Below are 20,570 nucleotides of genomic sequence, written 5' to 3' on the forward strand. Positions count from 1 at the left end.
GGGAGTGCTCACGGCGCTATTGTGTCAGCCGGTTTTCGCTGGGCGCGAAGCTGACGAAGAATTCGTTGCCCTCGGGCCCGCCCGCGACCAGTGCGCGCCGCTCGTAGCCGATGGTGGCGCCGTGGCGCCGGCACAGCTCGCGGCACAGGAAGAGGCCGAGCCCGCTGGAGCGGCTCTCGGATGAGAAAAAAGGCTCGAACAAGTGGCGCTGCACCGCCGGCTCCAGCGGCGCGCCGTCGCTCCACACCTGCAGGCTCGGGCGGCCGGAACTGCCGCGCTGCGTGGTGGTGACGACCTGGATCGCGCCCGCGCGGCTGCTGGCGTAGCGCGCCGCATTGTCCAGCAGGTTCACGAGCAGCCGGCGCAGGTGCTCGACGTCGAAGCGCACTTCGGCGTCGGCGGCGTCCAGCGCGATCAGCACGCCCTGGCGCTGCGTCTGGCGCACCCACTCCTCGGCCAGCGCCTGCACGGCGGGATCGAGCACGACCTGCTCGCCGAGCGAGAGCACGCGCTGCTGGCGCGCGCGCGAGACGTCGAGCACGTCGTCCACGATGCGTGCGAGCCGCTGCGCGTTGTGCTGCACCATGCTGGTCAGCTTGCGGTGCGCGGGGTCGGTGAGGTCTTCGTTGAGCAGCGCGCTGGCCTGCGTGATGGCCGCGAGCGGATTGCGGATCTCGTGCGCCACCGCGGCCGACATGCGGCCCATCGCCGCCAGCTTCTCGGTGCGGATGCGGGCCTCGAGCTCGCGCAGGTCCTGCAGGAACATGACGCAAAGACTGTCGACGTGCCGGTCGCTGGTGGGCGTGAGCCGCGTGCGCACACGCACCTCGCGCGCGGCGCCGCGCGCCTGCGCCACGGGGATTTCCTCGCTTTGCGGCGCACGGCGCGCAAAGGTCTGGCGCGCCAGCGCGGCCAGCGCATGCCAGGCGGGCTGCGCATGCAGCGCGAACGGCAGGCCGAGCCGGCCCAGCCCCTGGCCCAGGATCGCGTCGGCCGCCGGATTGGCCGCATGCACCATGCCTTCGGCGTCGATCACCAGCACGCCTTCGCTCAGCGTCTCGATCACCAGGTCGTTGACCTGCGCCTGCATCTGCGCGCTGCTGCGGTTGCGCAGCGCGGTTTCTTCCTCGCGTGCCAGCCGGCGCGCCAGCTCGTGCGCCAGCAGGGCCACCACGAAGAGCCCGGTGCCGGTGAGCGCCGCCTGCACGAAGCGGGTGGAGGAATCGCCGGGCTGCTGCAGCAGCCAGTGCCAGCCGGCATCGGCGAGCAGCAGCAGCGTGACCGTGGCCGTGGTGCCCAGGCCCACGGTCACCGTGCCCAGCACCGCGCTCATGAGCACCGGCAGCGCGAACAGCGGCGTGTAGTTGATGCTGCCGCCCTGGAGCACCTGCAGCGCGGTGAAGGTGCCCAGGTCGATGCCGATGGTGAGGAACCACAGCATGCCGAAGGCCCGGATCGGCGGCGTGAAATGCGCGTAGCGGGCGCCCAGCCAGGTGGCAGCCAGATAGCCGGCCGAAAGGGCCACGGCCAGCGGCTGCACCGTCTGGCCGAGCGCCATGGCCACGCCCTGCAGCAGCACGAGCACCAGCGCAACGAAGCAGCGCGCCGCCATGAAGCCGCGCCACAGCCGCAGCAGCGCGGCACTTTCGCCGCGCCCCGGCTCGAGCGTGCTCCAGTCGGTGGCGGGCTCGCCGCGCGCCCAGGGAGAAGAGCTCACCGGTGCATTCCTGGCGCTGCGCTCATCGATGCGGCGCCCGCTCAGCCGCGCTCGGCGGCCTGGCGGTGCGCCGCGCTGCAGTAGACCGCGTCGCCCGGCCCCGCGATCGCATCGCTTGCAGGCAGGTGCAAGCCGCAATGGGCGCAGCGCAGCATGGCCTGCGGCGAAGCCGGCGCGGCGGACGGGCGCTTGGCGGCGCGGGCGGCCTCTTCGCGCAGGGTCTCGCGCATTTCCTCCCGGCGGTTCTTGCGCCAGAGCCAGATCGCCACCCAGAGCACCGCGAGAACGAGCAGGTATTTCATGTCGCGCCGCGCGCCAGCACCACTTCGAGCACGAAGCGCGAGCCCACATAGGCCAGCAGCAGCAGGGCGGAGCCGGCATACAGCACGCGCCGCGCCGTGCGGCCACGCCATCCGAAGCGGACCCGGCCGATCAGCAGCACCGCGAAACTGATCCAGGCGAGCACCGAGAACACCGTCTTGTGGTCCCACTTCCAGCCGCGCACGCTCGCGCCGTAAAGCGTTTCGCTGAACAGCAGGCCCGCGAGCAGCGTGGCGGAAAGCAGCACGAAGCCGGCCATCACGAAGCGGAAGGTGAGCCGCTCGAGCGTGAGCAGCGGCACGCCGCCTTGCGGCTCGGCGGCGGCAAGGCGGATCTGCTTTTCGGCCCGCGTGATCAGCCAGGCATGGACCACCGCGGCGCCGAACAGGCCGTACGAGGCGATGCCCAGCGCAAGGTGCAGCGGCAGCCAGGGCGATGCCGACACATGCAGCGGCGTGCCGGGAAACAGGATGGCCAGCAGCACGGCGGCTGCGCCCAGCCAGGCCAGCGCGCGGCGCACCTTGAGTTGCGGGTACATGCGGCTTTCGACCGCATAGACCGTGAGCACCAGCCAGGCCGTGACCGAAAGCGCAGGCGCGAAGCCGAATTTCGGCTGGCTGCCGACCAGGCCATGGCCCAGCACCGCGGCATGCAGAAGCCACGCCAGCCCGAGGGCCCACTGGGTGGCTTTGCGGCTCAGCCGGGCACCCGCGGCAGCGGCAAATCCATAGGCAGCCGCGGTGGCGATGCCCAGCGCCACGGCAAGTGGGGAGGGGATCGCTAAAATCATTGCCGGAGTTTATCTCCCCCAGGCTTGCGCACTTCGCGTCGCGGCGCCAACCCCCTCAACGGGGCGACACCAGAGGCTCGGCAGAGCCGGTTCCCGGTGTTTCGCGAAGCGGCAGCAAGCGGCCGATACCAGTTCACGACTTTCCAATGGCCCGCCGCGGCGGGCAGCAAGGCATCTCCTTCATGGCCACCGCCCTCACAGAAAAGTTCTCCCGCCTCGTCAAGACGATGAGCGGCCAGGCCCGCATCACCGAAAGCAATGTGCAGGACATGCTGCGCGAAGTGCGCATGGCGCTGCTCGAGGCCGACGTGGCGCTGCCCGTGGTGCGCGATTTCGTCGCCCGGGTGAAGGAAAAGTCGCTCGGCCAGGAAGTGCTGGGCTCGCTCAAACCGGGCCAGGCGCTGGTCGGCATCGTCAACCGCGAACTCGCCGCCACCATGGGCGAGGGCGTATCCGACATCAACCTTGCGGCCCAGCCGCCGGCCGTGATACTGATGGCCGGCCTGCAGGGCGCGGGCAAGACCACCACCACCGCCAAGCTGGCCAAGCACCTGATCGAGAAGCGCAAGAAAAAAGTGCTCACGGTGTCGGGCGACGTCTACCGGCCCGCCGCCATCGAGCAGCTCAAGATGGTCACGAAGCAGGCCGGCGCCGAATGGTTCCCGAGCACGCCGGACCAGAAGCCGCTCGACATCGCACGCGCCGCGCTCGACCACGCCAAGCGCCATTTCTTCGACGTGCTGCTGGTCGACACCGCGGGCCGCCTGGCCATCGACGAAGTGCTGATGAGCGAGATCAAGCAGCTGCACGGCGCGCTCGATCCGGTCGAAACGCTGTTCGTGGTCGACGCGATGCAGGGCCAGGATGCGATCAACACTGCCAAGGCCTTCAAGGAAGCGCTGCCGCTCACCGGCATCATCCTGACCAAGACCGACGGCGATTCGCGCGGCGGCGCGGCGCTGTCGGTGCGGCAGGTGACGGGCGTGCCGATCAAGTTCGCGGGCACCAGCGAGAAGATCGACGGCCTCGAGGTGTTCGACGCCGAGCGCCACGCGGGCCGCATCCTCGGCATGGGCGACATCGTCGCGCTGGTCGAGCAGGTCACGGCCGGCGTCGACGTGGCGGCGGCGCAGAAGCTCGCGGCCAAGGTCAAGAGCGGCGCGGGCTTCGACCTGAACGACTTCCTCGGCCAGCTGCAGCAGATGAAGCAGATGGGCGGCCTCTCCAGCCTGATGGACAAGCTGCCGCAGCAGATGGCCGCCAAGGCGACCGAGGCCGACATGACCCGCGCCGAGCGCGACATCCGCCGCAAGGAAGGCATCATCCAGAGCATGACGCCGCTGGAGCGCCGCAAGCCCGAGTTGCTCAAGGCCACGCGCAAGCGCCGCATCGCGGCCGGCGCAGGCGTGCAGGTTCAGGAGGTGAACCGCCTGCTCAACGAGTTCGAGCAGATGCAGGGCATGATGAAGAAGATGAAGGGCGGCGGCCTCATGAAGATGATGAAGAAGATGGGCGGCATGAAGGGGATGGGCGGGATGGGTGGGCCCGGTGGGCCGAAGCTGCCGTTCTGAGCCCCACGCATATACATAGATAGAAGCCCGCCGGGGATGCTCCGGCGGGCTTCGTCGTTTTCAGGTCTGCACGTCGTAGTGCGTCGCGTGCGCCTCCACGGGCGCCGGCAGCTCCCAGCGATGCAGCATCCGCTCGATGCCTGCATTCGAGAGCGTCGTGTCGCGCTCGCGGTTGCGGCGCATCAACTCGGGGTGCGGCACCTCCAGGTACACCAGTTCGATCCGGGCGTGGTACGCCCAGAGCAGGTCCAGCGTCTTGGTGCGCATCTGCTGGCTCAGGTGCGTGGCGTTCCAGACGAAGCGCTCCTGCTTGCGCAGCAGCGCCTTGGCCTGATCGACCGCATGGTGCGCAGCGAGCCCGTCGTTCTCGCCGTGCTTCAACCCGAGTCCGGCACGCGCATCGTCAAAGGACACCACCGGCCAGCCCTTGCGGTGCTGCGCCACCCAGTGGTTCTTGCCGCTCGCCGGCAGGCCGCACATCACCGTCACCTGAGAGCCCGCGGCGTGGAACAGGGGGTAGTCCGGACTGGTGTCCGCGCCACGGAAGTAGGCCAGCCGAGTGTGTGCATCGGCCATTTGGCGGGGGCCTTCCCAGCAGCCTTCTTCCTGGGCCAGCTCCTCGAAGAGTGCGATGTCGGCCATGCTGTCCGCGCGCTTCTCGTAGTGGCGACCGAGCATGTCGCAGCGCGCCACGCAGCACAGGTCGGGCAGGCTCAGTTCCCACGAGAGCTTGTGCACCAGCCACTCGGGCCGCACCCCCTTGCGCGAGGCAAAGGCATGGAACGGCAACTGGTGCACCGCGATGAGCCGGCATACGGCTTCGCGCAGCGCGAACGGCACGCGGGCCTTCCACATCAGCACGCGCACGTCGACCGAACCGCGGCGGGAATGGCCGGGCTGGCCGATGCGGCCGCTGGCTTCGTCGATCACCGTGGTGTCAGGCTTGGCGATGTCGTGCAGCAGGCAGGCCATGAACAGCACGAAACGGCCGTCGACGCCGGCGCGCTGGTAGTGCGGGTCCTGCATCAGCGCGTCGAGCACCATGCGCGTGTGGATGCCGACGTTGCCTTCGGCGTGGTAGTACGGGTCTTGCGGCGTCTCTTCGAGGCGCAGCAGGCCCGGCAGCAGCTCGCAGCACTGCCGCCAGTCGGTGCCTTTGCCAGGCGCGGGCACCAGGGCGCACAAGTCGTCATAGGTCATCGCGTCCTCCCGGTGGTTGCGAGCTCGGCCGGGGAGTGCAAGGTGCGCAATCCCAGGTCTTGCCATGTGGTCGTGGGCGTCGGTGCGTACGGATCCACGCCTGCCGCCAGTCGATTGGGCAGCACCGGCCGGCGGCTGTGGTGCGAGCCCGAGTCGAGGATGGTCTGCACGAAATCAGGCCGCACCCACTTGTAGCGGCCGGTCACCTCGCCCTGCGATTCGGTCTTGAGGTACAGGCCCTCGGCCAGGTCGGACAGGTCGGTCTGCTGCCGCACGAGGTCGAGCGGCTGGCCTTCCTGCATCACGGCTTGTTCGAAAGCCGCCTTCCAGCTGGCAGTGCGCGCGAGCGACGGTCGTACGAGGGAGCGCAGTGCTTTCGCGTGGCGCGGCATCTCGCCGTCGTAGAGCACCGGCACCGAAACGACCGGGCTGCCGTCGAGAAGCGCGTGCCGTGCCGGCGTCGACAGGAAGCACTGCCTCTGCCGATCGTAGAGGTCGAACTCGAGAAAGAACGCGGGCAGCCGGTCGTACCAGCAGCTGTGTTTGGCAAAGCACCACTCGCCGTACATGACGTAGCGGTCTTCGAGCCGTTCGAGCAGCCCCGCTTCATGCGCTGCGGCCCAGTGCTTGAACAGGTTGAACTGGCGCTCGCTGGCGCCGCCCGCGAGATAGTGGCCGCGCGACTGCAGCAGCAGTTCACCCGCAGAGGTGAACGACACGGCCGCATTGGCGCCATCGAGCTTTTCCTCGATGACCACATGCTGGTCCTGCAGCGCGGACAACGGCGTCTGGCCATCGTCGGTGTCGCCGGCCTGCAGGCGCGAGCCTTCCAGATGCGCAGTACGCGGGTACTTGAGCAGTGGAACCGATGAAAGAGAAGAGAGAGGGAACACGTTGTTCTCCAGATGCAAATCAGGAAGAACCGACAACGTGCGGGGGCGAAGCTGGAAGAGAGATCGACTCGGTGGCCGGAGTAGAGCGGGCCGTGCCTGGTCAGTGAGGGAACGCAGCTAGGCGCCCGACATGACCAGCGAGTGGTGTTGTCGGCGTCAGAGGGTGGTGACGGCGAATCGGGGCACTTGGCGCTCCAGGGGATCGAGGGATCCGTGGGTTGAAAAAAGGAAGGCGCGATTCTAGCCACGCGCCATGAAAAAAGCCGACCCCGAGGTCGGCTTTTTTTCGAGGCTGTGTCTTCAGCGCATCAGGCCGTTGCCAGCGCCGCGGGGCGCGCCAGGCGCAATGCATGCATCCAGGCGCGGCGCAGCACGGCCGGCGAACGCGATTCCTCGGGAATCAGCAGGAAGCCGCGGTCGCGCAGCGAGGTGCCCAGCGCGATCTGGCTGGTCAGCACCGTCAGCGGAATGGCCAGCAGCAGCGGCAGGCCCACCGGCATGAGCCAGATCAGCGCGCTCGGATCGATCATTGCGACACCCAGGGCCAGCGCGCCGACCACCACGCTCATGGGAGCGAGCTGCGTCACGGCGACCTTCCACGGCACGGCAGCGGCTTCGCGCGGGGGCGACTTCCAGTCGAGCTTGATGCCGGTGAGGGCGACCAGCACGAACAGCGAGTGGGCCAGCATGCGAACCGGCGCCTGCACGATGGCCAGGCCGCTTTCGAGCACCGAGCTCTTCACCAGGCCCCAGAGGCCGCCGTACTGGCGCTGCTCGCCGCGCATCAGCACGGCCGCGATGCCGAGCACGCGGGGCAGGAACAGGAGGCACAGGGTCCAGACCCACAGGCCGGCGAGTTCCGCCGGCAGCACGCTCCAGCTGGAGATCAGGCTCGAGCCGCTCAGCCACAGCGCGGTGCCGAGCGTCAGGAATGCGAGCCACAGCGGCGCCGAGACGTAGGCCATGGTGCCGGTCACGAACATGGCGCGGTGCACCGGGTGGATGCCGGGCTCGGCCATCAGGCGGGCGTTCTGCAGGTTGCCCTGGCACCAGCGGCGGTCGCGCTGCAGTTCGGCCAGCAGGTCCGGCGGCTGCTGCTCGTAGCTGCCGACCAGGTCGGCGCAGAGCCACACGTTGTAGCCGGCGCGGCGCATCAGCGCGGCTTCGACGAAGTCGTGCGACATGATGCCGCCCGACATGCCGCCGGTGCCCTTGATGGGCGCCAGCGCGCAGTGCTTCATGAAGGGCTCGACGCGGATGATCGCGTTGTGGCCCCAGTAGTGCGATTCGCCCAGTTGCCAGAACTGCATGCCCAGCGTGAACAGGCGGCCCGTCACGCGGGAGGCGAATTGCTGCGCGCGGGCATGCAGCGTCACGTGGCCGATGGCCTGCGTGGCGGTCTGGATGATGCCGGCGGTCGGATTGGCTTCCATCAGCTTGACCATCGAGGTCAGGCAATCGCCGCTCATCACGGAGTCGGCGTCGAGCACGACCATGTAGCGGTAGTCCTTGCCCCAGCGGCGGCAGAAGTCGGCGACGTTGCCGGCCTTGCGGTGCGTGCGGCGGGTGCGCAGGCGGTAGTACACCTCGACCTGCGGCTGGTTGGGGCTGTCGGCCAGCGCGGCGCGCAGGTCTTCCCAGGCGGCGCGCTCGGCGGCGGCGGTTTCGGGCGAGTAGCTGTCGGACAGCACGAACACGTCGAACTGCTTGGCGTGGCCGGTGGCCGCGACCGATTCGCAGGTGGCGCGCAGGCCGGCGAACACCGTGGCCACGTCCTCGTTGCAGATCGGCATGATGATCGCGGTGCGTGCCTCGGGGTTCATCGGGTGGTGGGCCACCTGCTTGACCGAGAGCGCGTGTTTGTCACCGCGCACCGAGACGTAGAAGCCCATGAGCGCGGTCACGAAGCCGGTGACGACCCAGCCCGAGAGCAGGCCGTACAGGCCGATCTGGCCGTATTCGAGCCAGACGTTGTCGTAGTCGGGTTGCACGCCGGCAAACAGCACGGACGCGATCACGGTGCTCAGCAGCGTGAGCGCCATGAAGGCGAAGCGGCGCTGGGCCGCGGCGCGTTGCCAGGGCTGCTTGACCTGGGCGCCGGCTTCGGCGGTCTGGCTTTCCGGCTTGCCGCCGGCGCCGAGCTTGACCAGGAGGGCCGTGCCGATGCTGTTCCAGAAGCCGCGCCAGGGGCGGGGCGTCATGGAGCCGCGGTTGACCGGCGGAGCGGTCACGGAATTGGGGTGGCGTTCTTCGCGCACCGGGCTGCGGTGCGAAAAGTCGGCTTCGGTCAGCACGTTCAGTTGGGAGAAGTCGTTCGGCTTCATGTGTGATTTACCAACGTTGCTTGTCGAGGGAAGGGGTGTCGCCAATGGCAGGAAAGCGCTTGATCACGCAATCCGGTTCGGCGCCGCCCGCGCTTGCGAGCGCGGCCACCGAATGACCGGCGGCACGGGGCCGCACGGGGGAAAACTGCTTTTGACGCAGGCCGTCGCGCTGCTGGCGCAGTGCGAAAGATGGGCTGGTGAGTGCTGTCATGCCTGTACAGGGGCAAACCCTGTGCCAGGCTGGAAAAACGCTTTCAGATCAACGACTTATGGCGATCTGGATGCTGTTTTCGGGGTTGGAGCCGGCTGGAAGGCCCCGAAACCCCGGTTTTTGTCGCCGAATCCCGACAAGCCCGCGAGGCTGGTGGAGAATGGCCTTTTAAATCAACAACTTAGGGGCGTCGCTAGTCGGCGACAGGCTCGCTGCCCGGAGCGACAGCGTCGGCCTTGAAGTGGCCCGGCGTGAGTTCGTGCTTCTGCAGCAGGCGGTAGAACTCGGTGCGGTTGCGGTCGGCCAGCCGGGCGGCGTCGGCCACGTTGCCGTCGGTCAGCTTGAGCAGCCCGACGAGGTAGTCGCGCTCGAAGCGCTGCTTGGCCTCGGCATAGGTCTGGACCTCGACCGTGGGCACGCGCAGCGCGCGCTGCACCAGCGCCAGCGGGATCAGCGGCGAGCTCGACAGCGCGCAGACCTGTTCCACCACGTTGTAGAGCTGGCGCACGTTGCCGGGCCAGGCCGCGGTGGCCAGCGCCTTGAGTGCCTCGGGCGCGAAGCCGGACAGGCGCTTGCCGTACTTGGTCGAGAGCTTCTGCAGGAAGTGGTTGGCCAGAAGCGGAATGTCCTCGCGCCGGGCCGACAGCGGCGGCAGCGTGAGCGTGACCACGTTGAGCCGGTAATAGAGGTCTTCGCGGAACTGGCCGGCTTCCATGGCGACATCCAGGTCGCGGTGGGTGGCCGAGATGATGCGCACGTCGACCTCGATCGACTGGCTGGCGCCGAGCGGGCGCACCGCGCGCTCCTGCAGCACGCGCAGCAGCTTGACCTGCAGGGCGGGCGGCATGTCCCCGATTTCGTCGAGCAGCAGCGTGCCGCCGTCGGCCTGCTGGAACAGGCCCTTGTGGTTGGCGTGGGCGTCGGTGAAGGCGCCCTTCATGTGGCCGAACAGCTCCGATTCGAGCAGCGCCTCGGGGATGGCGCCGCAATTGACGGCCACGAAGGGCTTGTCGGCGCGCGGGCTGGCGCGGTGGATGGCGCGCGCCAGCAGTTCCTTGCCGGCGCCGCTGTCGCCGCGCAGCAGCACCGAGGCGTCCGACTTGGCGACCATGCGCGCCTCGGCCAGCAGCTCGGACATGCGGTTGCTGCGGCTCACGATCTCGGCGCGCCAGCTTTCGTCGCCGGCCTTGGCGGGGGTGCTGGCCGGTGCGCCGAGCGCCAGCGCCTGCGCGATCTTGTCGAGCAGTTCGCGGCCGTCGTAGGGCTTGGTGAGGTAGGTGAACACGCCGCGCGCCGTGGCCTCGACCGCATCGGGAATGGTGCCGTGGGCGGTGAGCAGGATCACCGGCAGCGAGGGGTGGCGCTTTCGGATCTCGTCGAACAGTTGGAGTCCGTCGCGGCCGGGCAGCCGCACGTCGCTGAGCACCAGCTGCGGATGCTCGATCTCGAGCTGCGTGAGCGCGGTTTCGGCCGAGGTCACGGCCGTGACCTGGTAACCCGCCGAGCTCAGCCGCATCGAGAGCAGCCGCAGCATGTCCGGGTCGTCGTCGACCACCAGCAGGCGCGCGCCGGTCGTGCTCATCGATGGGGCTCCTTGGGCAATCGCCGGCTGCGGTTCATGGATTGGGCCTGGTGCCGGAGGGCGGAGGCAGGGTCGGCGCCGGCACGTTGTTAGGACGCGCGAAGCTGCGCTCGATGGCGCGCAGCGCCTCGATGCGGTCGTTCAACTGGTCGATGCGGCGCTGGCTTTCGCGCACCTGCTGCGCCTGCTTGTCGCGGTCGTCCTCGACGCGGCGCTGTTCCACGTAGCGCGCGGCCAGCGCGCGCGCCAGCGGCTGCAGGGGCTGTGCCTCGGGCGAGGGGTTGGAGATCACGCGCTGCATCAGGCCCAGCGCGCGCGCCAGGTCGGCCGGCACCCGGGTCTGCGCGAGCAGCAGTGCAAGCTGCATCTGGGCGGTGGGCGAATCGCCCGGATCGCCGGCGCGGGTGATTTCGGCGGCCAGCTCGGTGCCGCCCAGCGGGCGCATCTTGTCGGCATAGGCCAGCATGGCCGCGACCGGGCCCTGGGTCATCAGCGTGAAGAGCGAGGCGGGCTGCGTGGCGGGCGCCTTGGGCTCGGCCTCGACCGGCATCACGCGCGGCACGGCGGGCGGCGGCGGCAGGGCCTCGGCCTCGGCGGGTGGTGCGGGCTGCGTCGCGCAGGCGGCCAGCAGCAGGACGAAAGGCATGGCCACCGCCCCGGACAGGGTCGAACTGCGGACGAACGGAAAAAGCATGGATTGAAGAAAAGGCAAGAGGCGGTATTTGTTTTCAGGGGATGCCCGGGGGCTTCACGGTGGGTTCAGGCCGTGCGCGGCAGTTCGATGCGAAAGCGCGCGCCGGGCCCCTCTGGCAGCAGGGTGATGCGGCCCCCATGGGCAGCAATGTACTCCTGCACGATCGAAAGGCCGATGCCCGTGCCCTTGACGGCATGCTCGGGCTGGCGTTCGCCCCTGTAGAAAGGCTCGAAAATCCGGTCCCGGTCGCCCTCGGCAATACCCGGGCCCGCGTCGTTGATATCGATGCACGCGGTGGTGGGCGTGCCGGACACCACGATCGAAATGACGCCGCCGCGCGCCGAATACCGGATCGCGTTGGACAGCAGGTTGGCCACCGCCGTGCCGAGCTTGGCTCGGTCCACCGGGAGCGTGATCGACTCGCCCTCGGCATGGACGCGCAGGCCGTGGGCCTGCCATTGCAGGCGCTGCGCCTCGATCTGCTCCTCGACCAGCGGCAGCAGGTCGGTGCGTTCGCGGCGCAGTTCGCGGGCCTCGAAGGCGGCGGCGTTGAAGCGCAGCAGCGCCTCGATCTGGCCCTGCAGCGAAACGGTGTTCTGGTTCAGGATCTGCGCCACTTCGAGCTGGGCCGGGTTGAGCGGACCCGTCACGCCGTCTTCCAGCAGCGAGACGCCTTCGCGCAGCGCCGCCAGCGGCGTCTTGAGTTCGTGCGAGACGTGGCGCAGGAAGCGTGCCTTGTCGGCATCGAGTTCGGTCAGGCGCAGGCGCAGCCACTCGAGCTGCTGCGACAGCCGCCGCACGTCGGCCGGGCCGCGGATGTCGATGGGCTCGTCGAGCCGGTTCTGGCCGAGTCCGACGATGGCGTGCTCGAGCCGCTTGAAAGGGCGCGCGAGCCAGATGCCGAAAGCCAGCGCCAGCGACACCGCCAGGATGCTGGCGGCCACCACTTCGCGCATCAGCCGGCGGCGCGCGTTCTCGATGCGCTTGGCCAGCGCGTCGTTCTGCATTTCGATCAGGAACTGGGCCTGCTGCGCAAGGTTCGTGTTCAGCGAATCGAGCTCGCGGAACTGCATGGCCATGCCGCTTTCGCGCGAGAGCGCGCTCTCGGGGCTGCCGCTCATCAGCCCCTCGATCACGCCGAGCTGGGCGCGCCAGAGCTCGATGCCCGAAGGTGCGAGGCCGTTTCTCTCGAGCCTTTCGAGCACCTGGTGCGCTTCGCGCGCGGCGTCGTCGAAGCGGCGGCGCAGCACGGCGTCGTTCAGCACCAGCGACTGGCGACCGGCGCGCTCCATGGCGGCACTGCGCTCGGCCAGCGACTGGGCCGCGCCCGAGAGCCGCAGCGCACGGGCCGCCGCATCGCGGCTCTGGGTCATGAGCGCGTCGTACTGGAACACCGAGCGCAGCGCCACGCCCACCAGGAGGGCGGTGATCAGCAGGAACGCGAAAAGCAGGAGCTGCTGGAACGAGCCCCGTCTGGACGGCCGCTTCGCCATCAGGCGGCGAGCGCGGCGGGAACCGGCACCGTCGACGATTCGCGCGTGGCCACTTCGCCGCGCAGCGTGTAGGCGAGCGAGCGCGTGATGCGCAGGTCGGCCATCTGCCCGACCAGGCGTGCGTCGCCTTCGAAGTTGACGACGCGGTTGCAGGCGGTGCGGCCCATCAGCTCGTTCGCGTCCTTGCGGGAAGCCCCTTCGACCAGCACGCGCTGCGTGGTGCCGACCAGCGCATCGCCGAAGCGGCGCACGTTGCCGTCGATCACGCGCTGCAGCGTCTGCAGGCGGGCCAGCTTCACCGCATGGGGCGTGTCGTCGTGCAGCGCGGCGGCGGGCGTGCCGGGGCGCGGGCTGAAGATGAAGCTGAAGCTGTTGTCGAACTGGCAGTCGTCGATCAGCTTCATCATCCTTGCGAAGTCTTCGTCGGTCTCGCCCGGGAAGCCGACGATGAAGTCGCTGGAGAGCGCGAGTTCGGGCCGGATGGCGCGCAGCTTGCGCACCGTGCTCTTGTATTCCATGGCGGTGTAGCCGCGCTTCATGGCCATCAGGATGCGGTCGCTGCCGTGCTGCACCGGCAGGTGCAGGTGGCTCACCAGCTGCGGCACCTTGGCATAGGCCTCGATCAGGCGCGGCGTGAACTCGTTGGGGTGGCTGGTGGTGTAGCGGATGCGCTCGATGCCGGGGATCTCGGCGACGTACTCGATCAGGAGCGCGAAGTCGGCGATCTCGGCCGTGTCCCCCATGCGGCCGCGGTAGGCGTTCACGTTCTGCCCCAGCAGCGTGACTTCGCGCACGCCCTGGTCGGCCAGGCCGGCGATTTCCACCAGCACGTCGTCCAGCGGCCGGTTCACTTCCTCGCCGCGGGTGTAGGGCACCACGCAGTAGCTGCAGTACTTGGAGCAGCCTTCCATGATCGAGACGAACGCCGTGGCGCCCTCGACGCGCGCGGGCGGCAGGTGGTCGAACTTCTCGATCTCCGGAAAGCTGATGTCGACCTGCGGACGGTCCAGGCGCTCGCGGTCCTTCAGCATCTCGGGCAGGCGGTGCAGCGTCTGCGGGCCGAACACGATGTCGACGTAGGGCGCGCGCGCGATGATGGCGTCGCCCTCCTGGCTCGCCACGCAGCCGCCCACGCCGATCTTCACGCCCCTGGCCTTCAGGTGCTTCACGCGGCCGAGGTCGCTGAACACCTTTTCCTGGGCCTTCTCGCGCACCGAGCAGGTGTTGAACAGGATCAGGTCGGCCTCGTCCACGTTCTGCGTCGGCTCGTAGCCCTCGGCGGCGTTCAGCACGTCGGCCATCTTGTCCGAGTCGTACTCGTTCATCTGGCAGCCGAAGGTCTTGATAAATACTTTTTTGCTCATGGGGTGTTTTCCTGGCCTTCCTCGCCGGGAGGGCCGATGCAGGGCGCTTGCGTGGTCCCGCGACGCGGCGGGCGCGGCCCGCCGGCATCTTTATTGCGTGTTGACGGTGTCGTTCGAAGTGAACGGCCAGATGTTCAGCAGCGGCTTGTCGAGCGACTCGCGCTTGGCAACGGCTTCGTCGGGCGTGAGGATCCAGACCTCGCGCAGCAGGCCGGCGGCATCGCGCGTGTAGTTGACGAGGAATTTCTGGCCCGTGATGGTGCTGGACATGACCAGCATGTTCTGCGCGCTGCGGATGCGGCCGCCCGGCGCCATGCGGTCAGGCTTGCCGTCGAGTTCGACGTCGACCCCGTCGATCACCATGAACTTGCCGCGCAGCGTGCCGACCGGGAAGGTGCGCCCGCCCACCAGGGACTCGTTCTGGGTCTGCGGCCGGGGCACCTCGGACTGGGCCGCGGCGCCAATGGAAAAAAGGCTTGCAGCTACTGTGCAAAGCGCTATGAAAGTGAGAGCATTCGTGGGTTTCTTGCAGCGGTTCATGGGGTATATCCAGAGGCTGTGGAGCGGCGATTTTAGCGGCGGGGTGAAATCATCCCCGGCGCCTGCCACAGCGGGTTGTACATGGGCCCTGGCATTGCGGCTTTACTTATCTTTACGGCACTCACGGACACTGCGAGTCGACGGCTGCTCCAATAGCCGCTGTCAGCCCAAAGTGCACAAGAACCCATGAAGAAAAAACTCGTCCTCGCTCTTGCAGGTGTGTTGATCGTAGCCGTCGCGGGATGGTGGTGGAACGGGTCGGGCGATCGCATGGCGGCAAAGAGCGCCAGGCCGGCCGCCGCCGCCGGTGGAGCCCCCGCGAATGGCGCGCCGGCCGCGCTCGTCACGCTCGCCACCGCCGAGCGGCAGGACGTGCCGGTCACGGTGCAGGTCAACGGCAGCGTGGTGTCGCTCAACAGTGTCGATTTGCGGCCGCAGGTGACCAACACCGTCGCGGCGGTGCACGTGAAGGAAGGGCAGTTCGTCAAGGAGGGCCAGTTGCTCTTCACGCTCGACGACCGCAACGACCAGGCCAACCTGGCGCGTGCGCGCGCCCAGCAGAAGCGCGACGAGGCCACCATGGCCGACCTCGAGCGCCAGTACAGGCGCAGCCAGGAACTGCTGGCGCAGAACTTCATTTCCAAGAGCGCCACGGACGCCACGCTGTCGCAGCTCGAGGCGCAGCGCGCTGCGGTGGCGGCCGACCGCGCCGCGGTGCAATCGGCGCAGGTGGCGCTGGGCTACGCCACCTTGCGCGCGCCCATTGCGGGGCGCATTGGCGCGGTCAACATCTACCCCGGCACGCTGGTGCAGCCCACGCTGTCGCTGGTCACCATCACGCAGCTCGATCCCATCGCGGTGAGCTTCCCGGTGCCGGAGGCCAATCTGCAGGACCTGCTGGCGGCGGCGCGCAGCCGGGCCAAGGTCGAGGCGCTTGTCAGTGGGCGCAAGGAGCCGCTCAGCGGCGTGCTCAATTTCGTCGACAACACGGTCGATCCGCAGATCGGCACCGTGCGCGCCAAGGCGGTGTTCGACAACGCCGACCAGAGCCTCTGGCCGGGCCAGTTCGTCGGCACGCGGATCACGGTCCGCACGCTCTCCGGCGCCACGGTGGTGCCGGCCGCGGCGCTCATGATGCTGTCCGACGGCGCTTCGCTCTACGTGGTCGACCAGGCCATGAATGCCAAGCGCCGCAAGGTGCAGGTGCTCTACACCTTCGGCACCAAGGTGGCGGTGAGCGGCGTCGAGCCGGGCGAGCAGGTGGTCATCGAGGGCAGCCAGAACGTGCGCCCGGGCGGCAAGGTTCGCGTCGACAAAAAGCCCGCACCGGCCGGCACCACCGGTGTCACGCCTGGCAGCGCAGCCTCCTCGGACACCCAGGCTCCGCGGGAACGCGCATGAACATCTCCGAGCTGTGCATCCGTCGTCCCGCGATGACGGTGCTGTTGTCTGCGGCAGCGGTGGTGGCGGGCATCTTTGCCTACTTCAGCATCCCGGTCGCCGCGCTGCCGAGCTACAACACGCCGGTCATCAACGTGAACGCCCAGTTGCCGGGCGCGAGCCCCGACACCATGGCTTCGTCGGTGGCGCTGCCGCTGGAAAAGCAGTTCTCGACCATTCCGGGCCTGCAGACCATCAGCTCGGTCAACACCCAGGGCGTGAGTTCGATCACGCTGGAATTCGTGAGCAGCCGCGACATCGACGCCGCCGCCGTCGACGTGCAGGCCGCGCTGCTGCGCGCCCAGCGCCAGCTGCCGCAGGAACTGACGCAGCTGCCTTCGTACCGCAAGGTGAACCCGGCCGACGCGCCGGTGCTGTTCATCTCGCTGATCTCGCCGTCGATGAACCCGTCCGAGCTCAACGACTATGCCGAGAACCTGATCTCGCCCACGCTCTCCACCATCGACGGCGTGGCACAGGTGGCGGTGTATGGCCGCAAGGCCTTCGCGGTGCGCATCAAGGCCAATGCCGACCTGCTCAATGCGCGCAACATCACGCTCGACGAGCTGGCCAAGGCGGTGAATTCGGCCAATGCCAACACGCCCGTCGGCGTGCTCGACGGGCCGCGCCAGACGCTCACCATCCAGGCCAACCGGCAGCTCACCAAGGCGGAAGATTTCGCCAAGCTGATCGTCGGGCAGCGCAACGGCGCGCCGGTGCGGCTCGACGAGGTGGCCACCATCGAAGACAGCTTCGAATCGGTCAAGACCGCGAGCAGCTTCAACGGCCAGAGCTCCATCTCGCTGGCCGTTCAGCGCCAGCCCAATGCCAACACGGTGGAGGTGGTGGACGCGGTGCGCGCACTGATCCCGCGCTTCAAGGCCGAGCTGCCGCAATCGGTCGAGATCCACATGGTGAACGACCGCTCGCTCTCCATCCGCGAGGCCGTGCACGACGTGCAGCTCACGCTGCTGGGCACCGTTGCGCTGGTGGTGCTGGTGATCTTCCTGTTCCTGCACCGGCTGGTGGCCACGCTGATCCCGGCCGCGACCATTCCCATCTCGCTGATCGGTGCTGTGGCCCTGCTCTACGCCTTCGGCTACAGCCTGGACAACGTCTCGCTGCTGGGCATCACGCTGGCCGTGGGGCTGGTGGTGGACGACGCGATCGTGGTGCTGGAGAACATCATGCGCTACGTCGAGAAGGGCATGGAGCCGATGGCTGCCGCGCTGCGCGGGGCGCGCGAGGTGGGCTTCACCATCATCTCGATCTCGATCTCGCTGGTGGCGGTGTTCATTCCCATCTTCTTCATGCCGGGCGTGATCGGCCTCCTGTTCCATGAATTCGCGGTGGTGGTGGCGCTGGCGGTGCTGGTGTCGGCCATCGTGTCGCTCACGCTGGTGCCGATGCTCGCGAGCCGGCTGCTCAAGCACGTGCCGCGCAAGGAAGGCGTGCTCGACCACGAGGAAGAGCACCCCGAGCCGGGAACCGCCGTCGGCCGCGCCTTCGAGCGCGGCTACCGCTGGGTGCATGCAGGCTACATGCGAACGCTCGACTGGACGCTCGCGCACCGCAGGCTGATGCTGCTGCTGGCGGGCGGCACCTTCGTGGTCACGGCCTGGCTGTTTGTCTCCATTCCGAAGGGCTTCTTCCCCGAGGAAGACATCGGGCAGATCCAGATCACCACCGAAGCGGCCGAGGACATCTCCTTCACCGCCATGAACGCGCTGCAGGAACGCGTGGCCGCTTCGCTCCAGGCCGACCCGAGCGTGGCTTACGTGAGCTCGTTCGTCGGCGTGGGCGGGCCGACCGCCACGCAGAACTCCGGCCGGCTGTTCGCCGTGCTCAAGCCGCGCAGCGAGCGTCCCAAGATGGCCGTGGTGCTCGAGTCGCTGCGCCAGCGCTTCCGCGAGATCCCGGGCATTGCGGTCTACATGCAGCCGGTGCAGAACCTGCGCCTGGGCGGCCGCCAGAGCAAGGCGCGCTTCCAGTACACGCTGCAGAGCGTCAATGCGGGCGAGATGGTGCCTTGGGCCACGCGGCTCATGGAGCGCATGCGCGCCGACCCGGCCTTCCGCGACGTCACCAGCGACTCGCAGAACCGCGGCCTGCAGGCCACGCTGGAGATCGACCGCGACAAGGCCGGCGTGCTCGGCGTCGCCGTGGGCGACCTGCGCACCGCGCTCTACAACGCCTATGGCGACCGGCAGATCGGCAGCATCTACGGCGCGAGCAACACCTACCAGGTGATTCTCTCGGCCGCCGACAACGACCGGCAGTTCGAGGACGACGTGTCGCGCCTGTCGGTGCGCAGCACCAGCGGCCGGCTGGTGCCGCTGTCGGCCTTCTCGACCGTCAAGCGCACCGTGGGGCCCACCTCGGTCAACCACCAGGGACAGCTGCAGGCGGTGACGGTGTCGTTCAACCTCGCGCCCGACGTGCCGCTGGGCAACGCGACCGCGAAGATCGACCAGTTCAAGCAGGAGCTGAAGATGCCGCAGTCGATCATCACCACCTATGGCGGCGACGCGGCGGTGTTCCAGAGCTCGCAGGCCAGCCAGGCCGTGCTGCTGGTGCTGGCCGTGCTCGTGATCTACGTGCTGCTGGGCGTGCTGTACGAAAGCTACATCCACCCGCTGACCATCCTGGCCGGGTTGCCGTCGGCGGCCGTGGGTGCCTTGCTTTCGCTCAAGCTCTTCGGCTTCGACCTGACGCTGATCGCGACCATCGGCATCCTGCTCCTGATCGGGATCGTGAAGAAGAACGCGATCATGATGATCGACTTCGCGCTCGACGCGCAGCGCACCGAGGGCATGAAGCCGGTGGATGCGATCCGCGAGGCCTGCCGGCTGCGCTTCCGCCCGATCCTCATGACCACGCTGGCTGCGCTGATGGGCGCGCTGCCGCTCGCATTGGGCCTGGGGGCCGGCGCCGAACTGCGCCAGCCGCTGGGCGTGGCGGTGGTGGGCGGGCTGATCTTCTCGCAGGTGATCACGCTCTACATCACGCCCGCGATCTACCTGGCGCTCGACCGCTACAGCGGCACCGGGCCGATGGTCGAGCTGCCGGGCGAAGCCAAGGCCGAGGCCGGTGGTGCCGCGGGGCATGCGGCCTCGCACGCCTAGGTCGTTGTCTCGTCGAGAACGTCGTCGTCTGCCGCCAGGTGGGCGGTGTCGCTCCAGCCGACGAGGCTGAAGCCCTCGGGCGTCCACAGCATGCGGTTGATGGCCGCATTGCCGAGCTGCCAGGTGCGCGGCGCCTGCAGCTCCTGGCGCGTGGCGGCACGGTAGAGCACGTCCATCACGCCGCCGTGCGCCACCAGCGCCACCAATTGGCCCGGATGGCGCGCGGCCAGTTTTGACGCGATGCGCGTCACCCGTTCGCGGAAGACCAGCAGGCTCTCGCCGCCCTCGGGCTGGAATTCGGGATCGCGCTCGCGCCAGCGCCGGGCCTGCTCGGGCAGGGTGGACTCGATCTCGGCAAAGCTCATGCCCTCGAAGCGGCCGAAGGCACGCTCGCGCAGGCCGGGTTCGGGCTGCACCGCGAGGCCGTGCGGCCTGGCGATTTCCTGCGCGGTCTGCCAGGCGCGCGACAGGTCGCTGGCGTAGATCACGCCGATGTCCTCGTGCGCCAGCGCCTGCCCGACGCGCCGGGCCTGCCAGAGCCCGGTGTCGTTGAGCCCGATGTCGAGCTGGCCCTGGATGCGCGTGTCGACGTTCCAGGCGGTTTCGCCATGGCGAACGGCAATCAGGCGGGTGATTTCTTCCATCGGTCAGATTCTAGAAGCGCGTCATTTCTTCTTCGCGGTGGACAGCTCGATGTTCACCCGGCGCTCGCCCTGCGGCGGATTCGGAAAGCCCTGCAGCGCCGCTTCGAACATCACCGGCAGGATGGTCGCGCTGACGTTGTACGGGCCCTCGTTGCGGGCCCGCGTTTCGTAGACCACGCGGTTCGAGCCGATGTCGCGCAGCACGATGCTTACTTCGCGCTCGTACCAGGGGTTGGCCGCGGGCGGCATGAAGGCCGGGCCGCCGTACCAGCCGCCGCCATACCAGCGGCGTGCGTAGCCGGGATAGCCGTAGCCATAGCCCCAGGGCCCGTCGAAGAGCCACGGGTCGGCCCAGGGCGAGAGGCCGGCCGTGACGCGGGCGCCGATCTGCGCGCTGTATTGCGGCCTGGCATCGTCGCGGCGCAGTCCCACTTTTTCGAGCGCGGCTGCGGCCATGGCCTCGAGCGATTCCTGCCGGGCGGGGTCGGCCTGCTGTGACGGCAGGCGCTCGAAGCGGTAGCTGGCGCCGGGCGCCACGGTGCCCGGCGACGCGAAGCTTTTCACATCGCTGTCGACCACCCAGGAGGTGGCGCAGCCGCTCAGGCTTGCTATCAGAAGAAGAGCTGAAAATGCACGTTTCATGAGGATCTCCGGGCTAGTC

17 protein-coding genes are annotated in these 20,570 nt (G+C 68.5%); 3 read left to right on the plus strand and 14 right to left on the minus strand.

Translation table 11 applies throughout. The annotated features are described in order from the left end of the window. Positions 1-16: 16 nt before the first annotated feature. The 3 genes from ACAM54_RS04515 to ACAM54_RS04525 are packed head-to-tail and all read right to left on the minus strand — an operon-like array spanning position 17 to position 2,828. Positions 17-1,717, minus strand: a complete 1,701-nt coding sequence (locus ACAM54_RS04515; protein ID WP_145740714.1) for a nitrogen regulation protein NR(II) — start codon at positions 1,715-1,717, stop codon at positions 17-19. A 41-nt stretch (positions 1,718-1,758) separates the two neighbouring features. Then, positions 1,759-2,019, minus strand: a complete 261-nt coding sequence (locus tag ACAM54_RS04520) for a PP0621 family protein (RefSeq protein WP_369649973.1) — start codon at positions 2,017-2,019, stop codon at positions 1,759-1,761. Continuing rightward, complete coding sequence (locus ACAM54_RS04525; RefSeq protein ID WP_145740716.1) at positions 2,016-2,828, minus strand: inner membrane protein YpjD; 813 nt, start codon at positions 2,826-2,828, stop codon at positions 2,016-2,018. Before ACAM54_RS04525 ends, ACAM54_RS04520 begins: the two co-directional genes overlap by 4 nt. A gap of 182 nt (positions 2,829-3,010) precedes the next feature. On the opposite strand from ACAM54_RS04525, the gene ffh reads away from it, so the two are divergent. Further along, entirely contained in the window at positions 3,011-4,399 is a 1,389-nt protein-coding gene (gene ffh, locus ACAM54_RS04530) for a signal recognition particle protein (protein ID WP_369649974.1), read from the plus strand. A 60-nt stretch (positions 4,400-4,459) separates the two neighbouring features. Here ffh and ACAM54_RS04535 read toward each other — a convergent pair whose 3' ends face one another. The 9 genes from ACAM54_RS04535 to ACAM54_RS04575 form a co-directional block, all read right to left on the minus strand. Further along, a complete protein-coding gene (locus tag ACAM54_RS04535; protein WP_369649975.1) occupies positions 4,460-5,599 on the minus strand; it encodes an AAA family ATPase in 1,140 nt (379 codons plus the stop codon). Beyond that, positions 5,596-6,492: an RNA ligase family protein gene (locus ACAM54_RS04540; RefSeq protein ID WP_369649976.1), complete on the minus strand. Its 897-nt coding sequence runs from the start codon at positions 6,490-6,492 to the stop codon at positions 5,596-5,598. Before ACAM54_RS04540 ends, ACAM54_RS04535 begins: the two co-directional genes overlap by 4 nt. A 308-nt stretch (positions 6,493-6,800) precedes the next feature. After that, positions 6,801-8,816 (minus strand): glucans biosynthesis glucosyltransferase MdoH, encoded by a 2,016-nt coding sequence (gene mdoH / locus ACAM54_RS04545; protein WP_209502472.1) that lies wholly within the window; start codon positions 8,814-8,816, stop codon positions 6,801-6,803. A 7-nt stretch (positions 8,817-8,823) separates the two neighbouring features. Further along, positions 8,824-9,027: a hypothetical protein gene (locus ACAM54_RS04550; protein ID WP_012746113.1), complete on the minus strand. Its 204-nt coding sequence runs from the start codon at positions 9,025-9,027 to the stop codon at positions 8,824-8,826. 193 nt (positions 9,028-9,220) lie between these two features. Further along, positions 9,221-10,609, minus strand: coding sequence for a sigma 54-interacting transcriptional regulator (locus ACAM54_RS04555; RefSeq protein WP_145740723.1), 1,389 nt, complete (start codon positions 10,607-10,609; stop codon positions 9,221-9,223). A 34-nt stretch (positions 10,610-10,643) separates the two neighbouring features. Beyond that, complete coding sequence (locus ACAM54_RS04560) at positions 10,644-11,255, minus strand: hypothetical protein (protein ID WP_369649977.1); 612 nt, start codon at positions 11,253-11,255, stop codon at positions 10,644-10,646. Positions 11,256-11,368: 113 nt separating this feature from the next. Further along, positions 11,369-12,796, minus strand: a complete 1,428-nt coding sequence (locus tag ACAM54_RS04565) for a sensor histidine kinase KdpD (RefSeq protein WP_145740725.1) — start codon at positions 12,794-12,796, stop codon at positions 11,369-11,371. After that, positions 12,796-14,160, minus strand: a complete 1,365-nt coding sequence (miaB, locus tag ACAM54_RS04570) for a tRNA (N6-isopentenyl adenosine(37)-C2)-methylthiotransferase MiaB (RefSeq protein WP_145740727.1) — start codon at positions 14,158-14,160, stop codon at positions 12,796-12,798. The genes ACAM54_RS04565 and miaB overlap by 1 nt, the downstream gene beginning before the upstream one ends. A gap of 90 nt (positions 14,161-14,250) precedes the next feature. After that, positions 14,251-14,568: a hypothetical protein gene (locus ACAM54_RS04575; RefSeq protein ID WP_225612796.1), complete on the minus strand. Its 318-nt coding sequence runs from the start codon at positions 14,566-14,568 to the stop codon at positions 14,251-14,253. A 402-nt stretch (positions 14,569-14,970) separates the two neighbouring features. Here ACAM54_RS04575 and ACAM54_RS04580 point away from each other — a divergent pair, with 402 nt between their 5' ends. Both ACAM54_RS04580 and ACAM54_RS04585 read left to right on the plus strand, forming a co-directional pair. Beyond that, positions 14,971-16,101 (plus strand): efflux RND transporter periplasmic adaptor subunit, encoded by a 1,131-nt coding sequence (locus ACAM54_RS04580; RefSeq protein ID WP_369649978.1) that lies wholly within the window; start codon positions 14,971-14,973, stop codon positions 16,099-16,101. Beyond that, positions 16,098-19,265 (plus strand): efflux RND transporter permease subunit, encoded by a 3,168-nt coding sequence (locus ACAM54_RS04585; protein WP_145740731.1) that lies wholly within the window; start codon positions 16,098-16,100, stop codon positions 19,263-19,265. Before ACAM54_RS04580 ends, ACAM54_RS04585 begins: the two co-directional genes overlap by 4 nt. Here the strand turns inward: ACAM54_RS04585 and ACAM54_RS04590 are convergent. Both ACAM54_RS04590 and ACAM54_RS04595 read right to left on the minus strand, forming a co-directional pair. Continuing rightward, positions 19,262-19,909: a histidine phosphatase family protein gene (locus tag ACAM54_RS04590; RefSeq protein WP_145740732.1), complete on the minus strand. Its 648-nt coding sequence runs from the start codon at positions 19,907-19,909 to the stop codon at positions 19,262-19,264. The two genes, ACAM54_RS04585 and ACAM54_RS04590, sit on opposite strands and share 4 nt — an antisense overlap. Positions 19,910-19,930: 21 nt before the next feature. Beyond that, positions 19,931-20,551 (minus strand): DUF4136 domain-containing protein, encoded by a 621-nt coding sequence (locus ACAM54_RS04595; protein WP_145740734.1) that lies wholly within the window; start codon positions 20,549-20,551, stop codon positions 19,931-19,933. Positions 20,552-20,570 lie beyond the last annotated feature (19 nt).

Source organism: Variovorax sp. V93 (assembly GCF_041154485.1).
GTDB classification, from domain to species: domain Bacteria; phylum Pseudomonadota; class Gammaproteobacteria; order Burkholderiales; family Burkholderiaceae_C; genus Variovorax; species Variovorax beijingensis_A.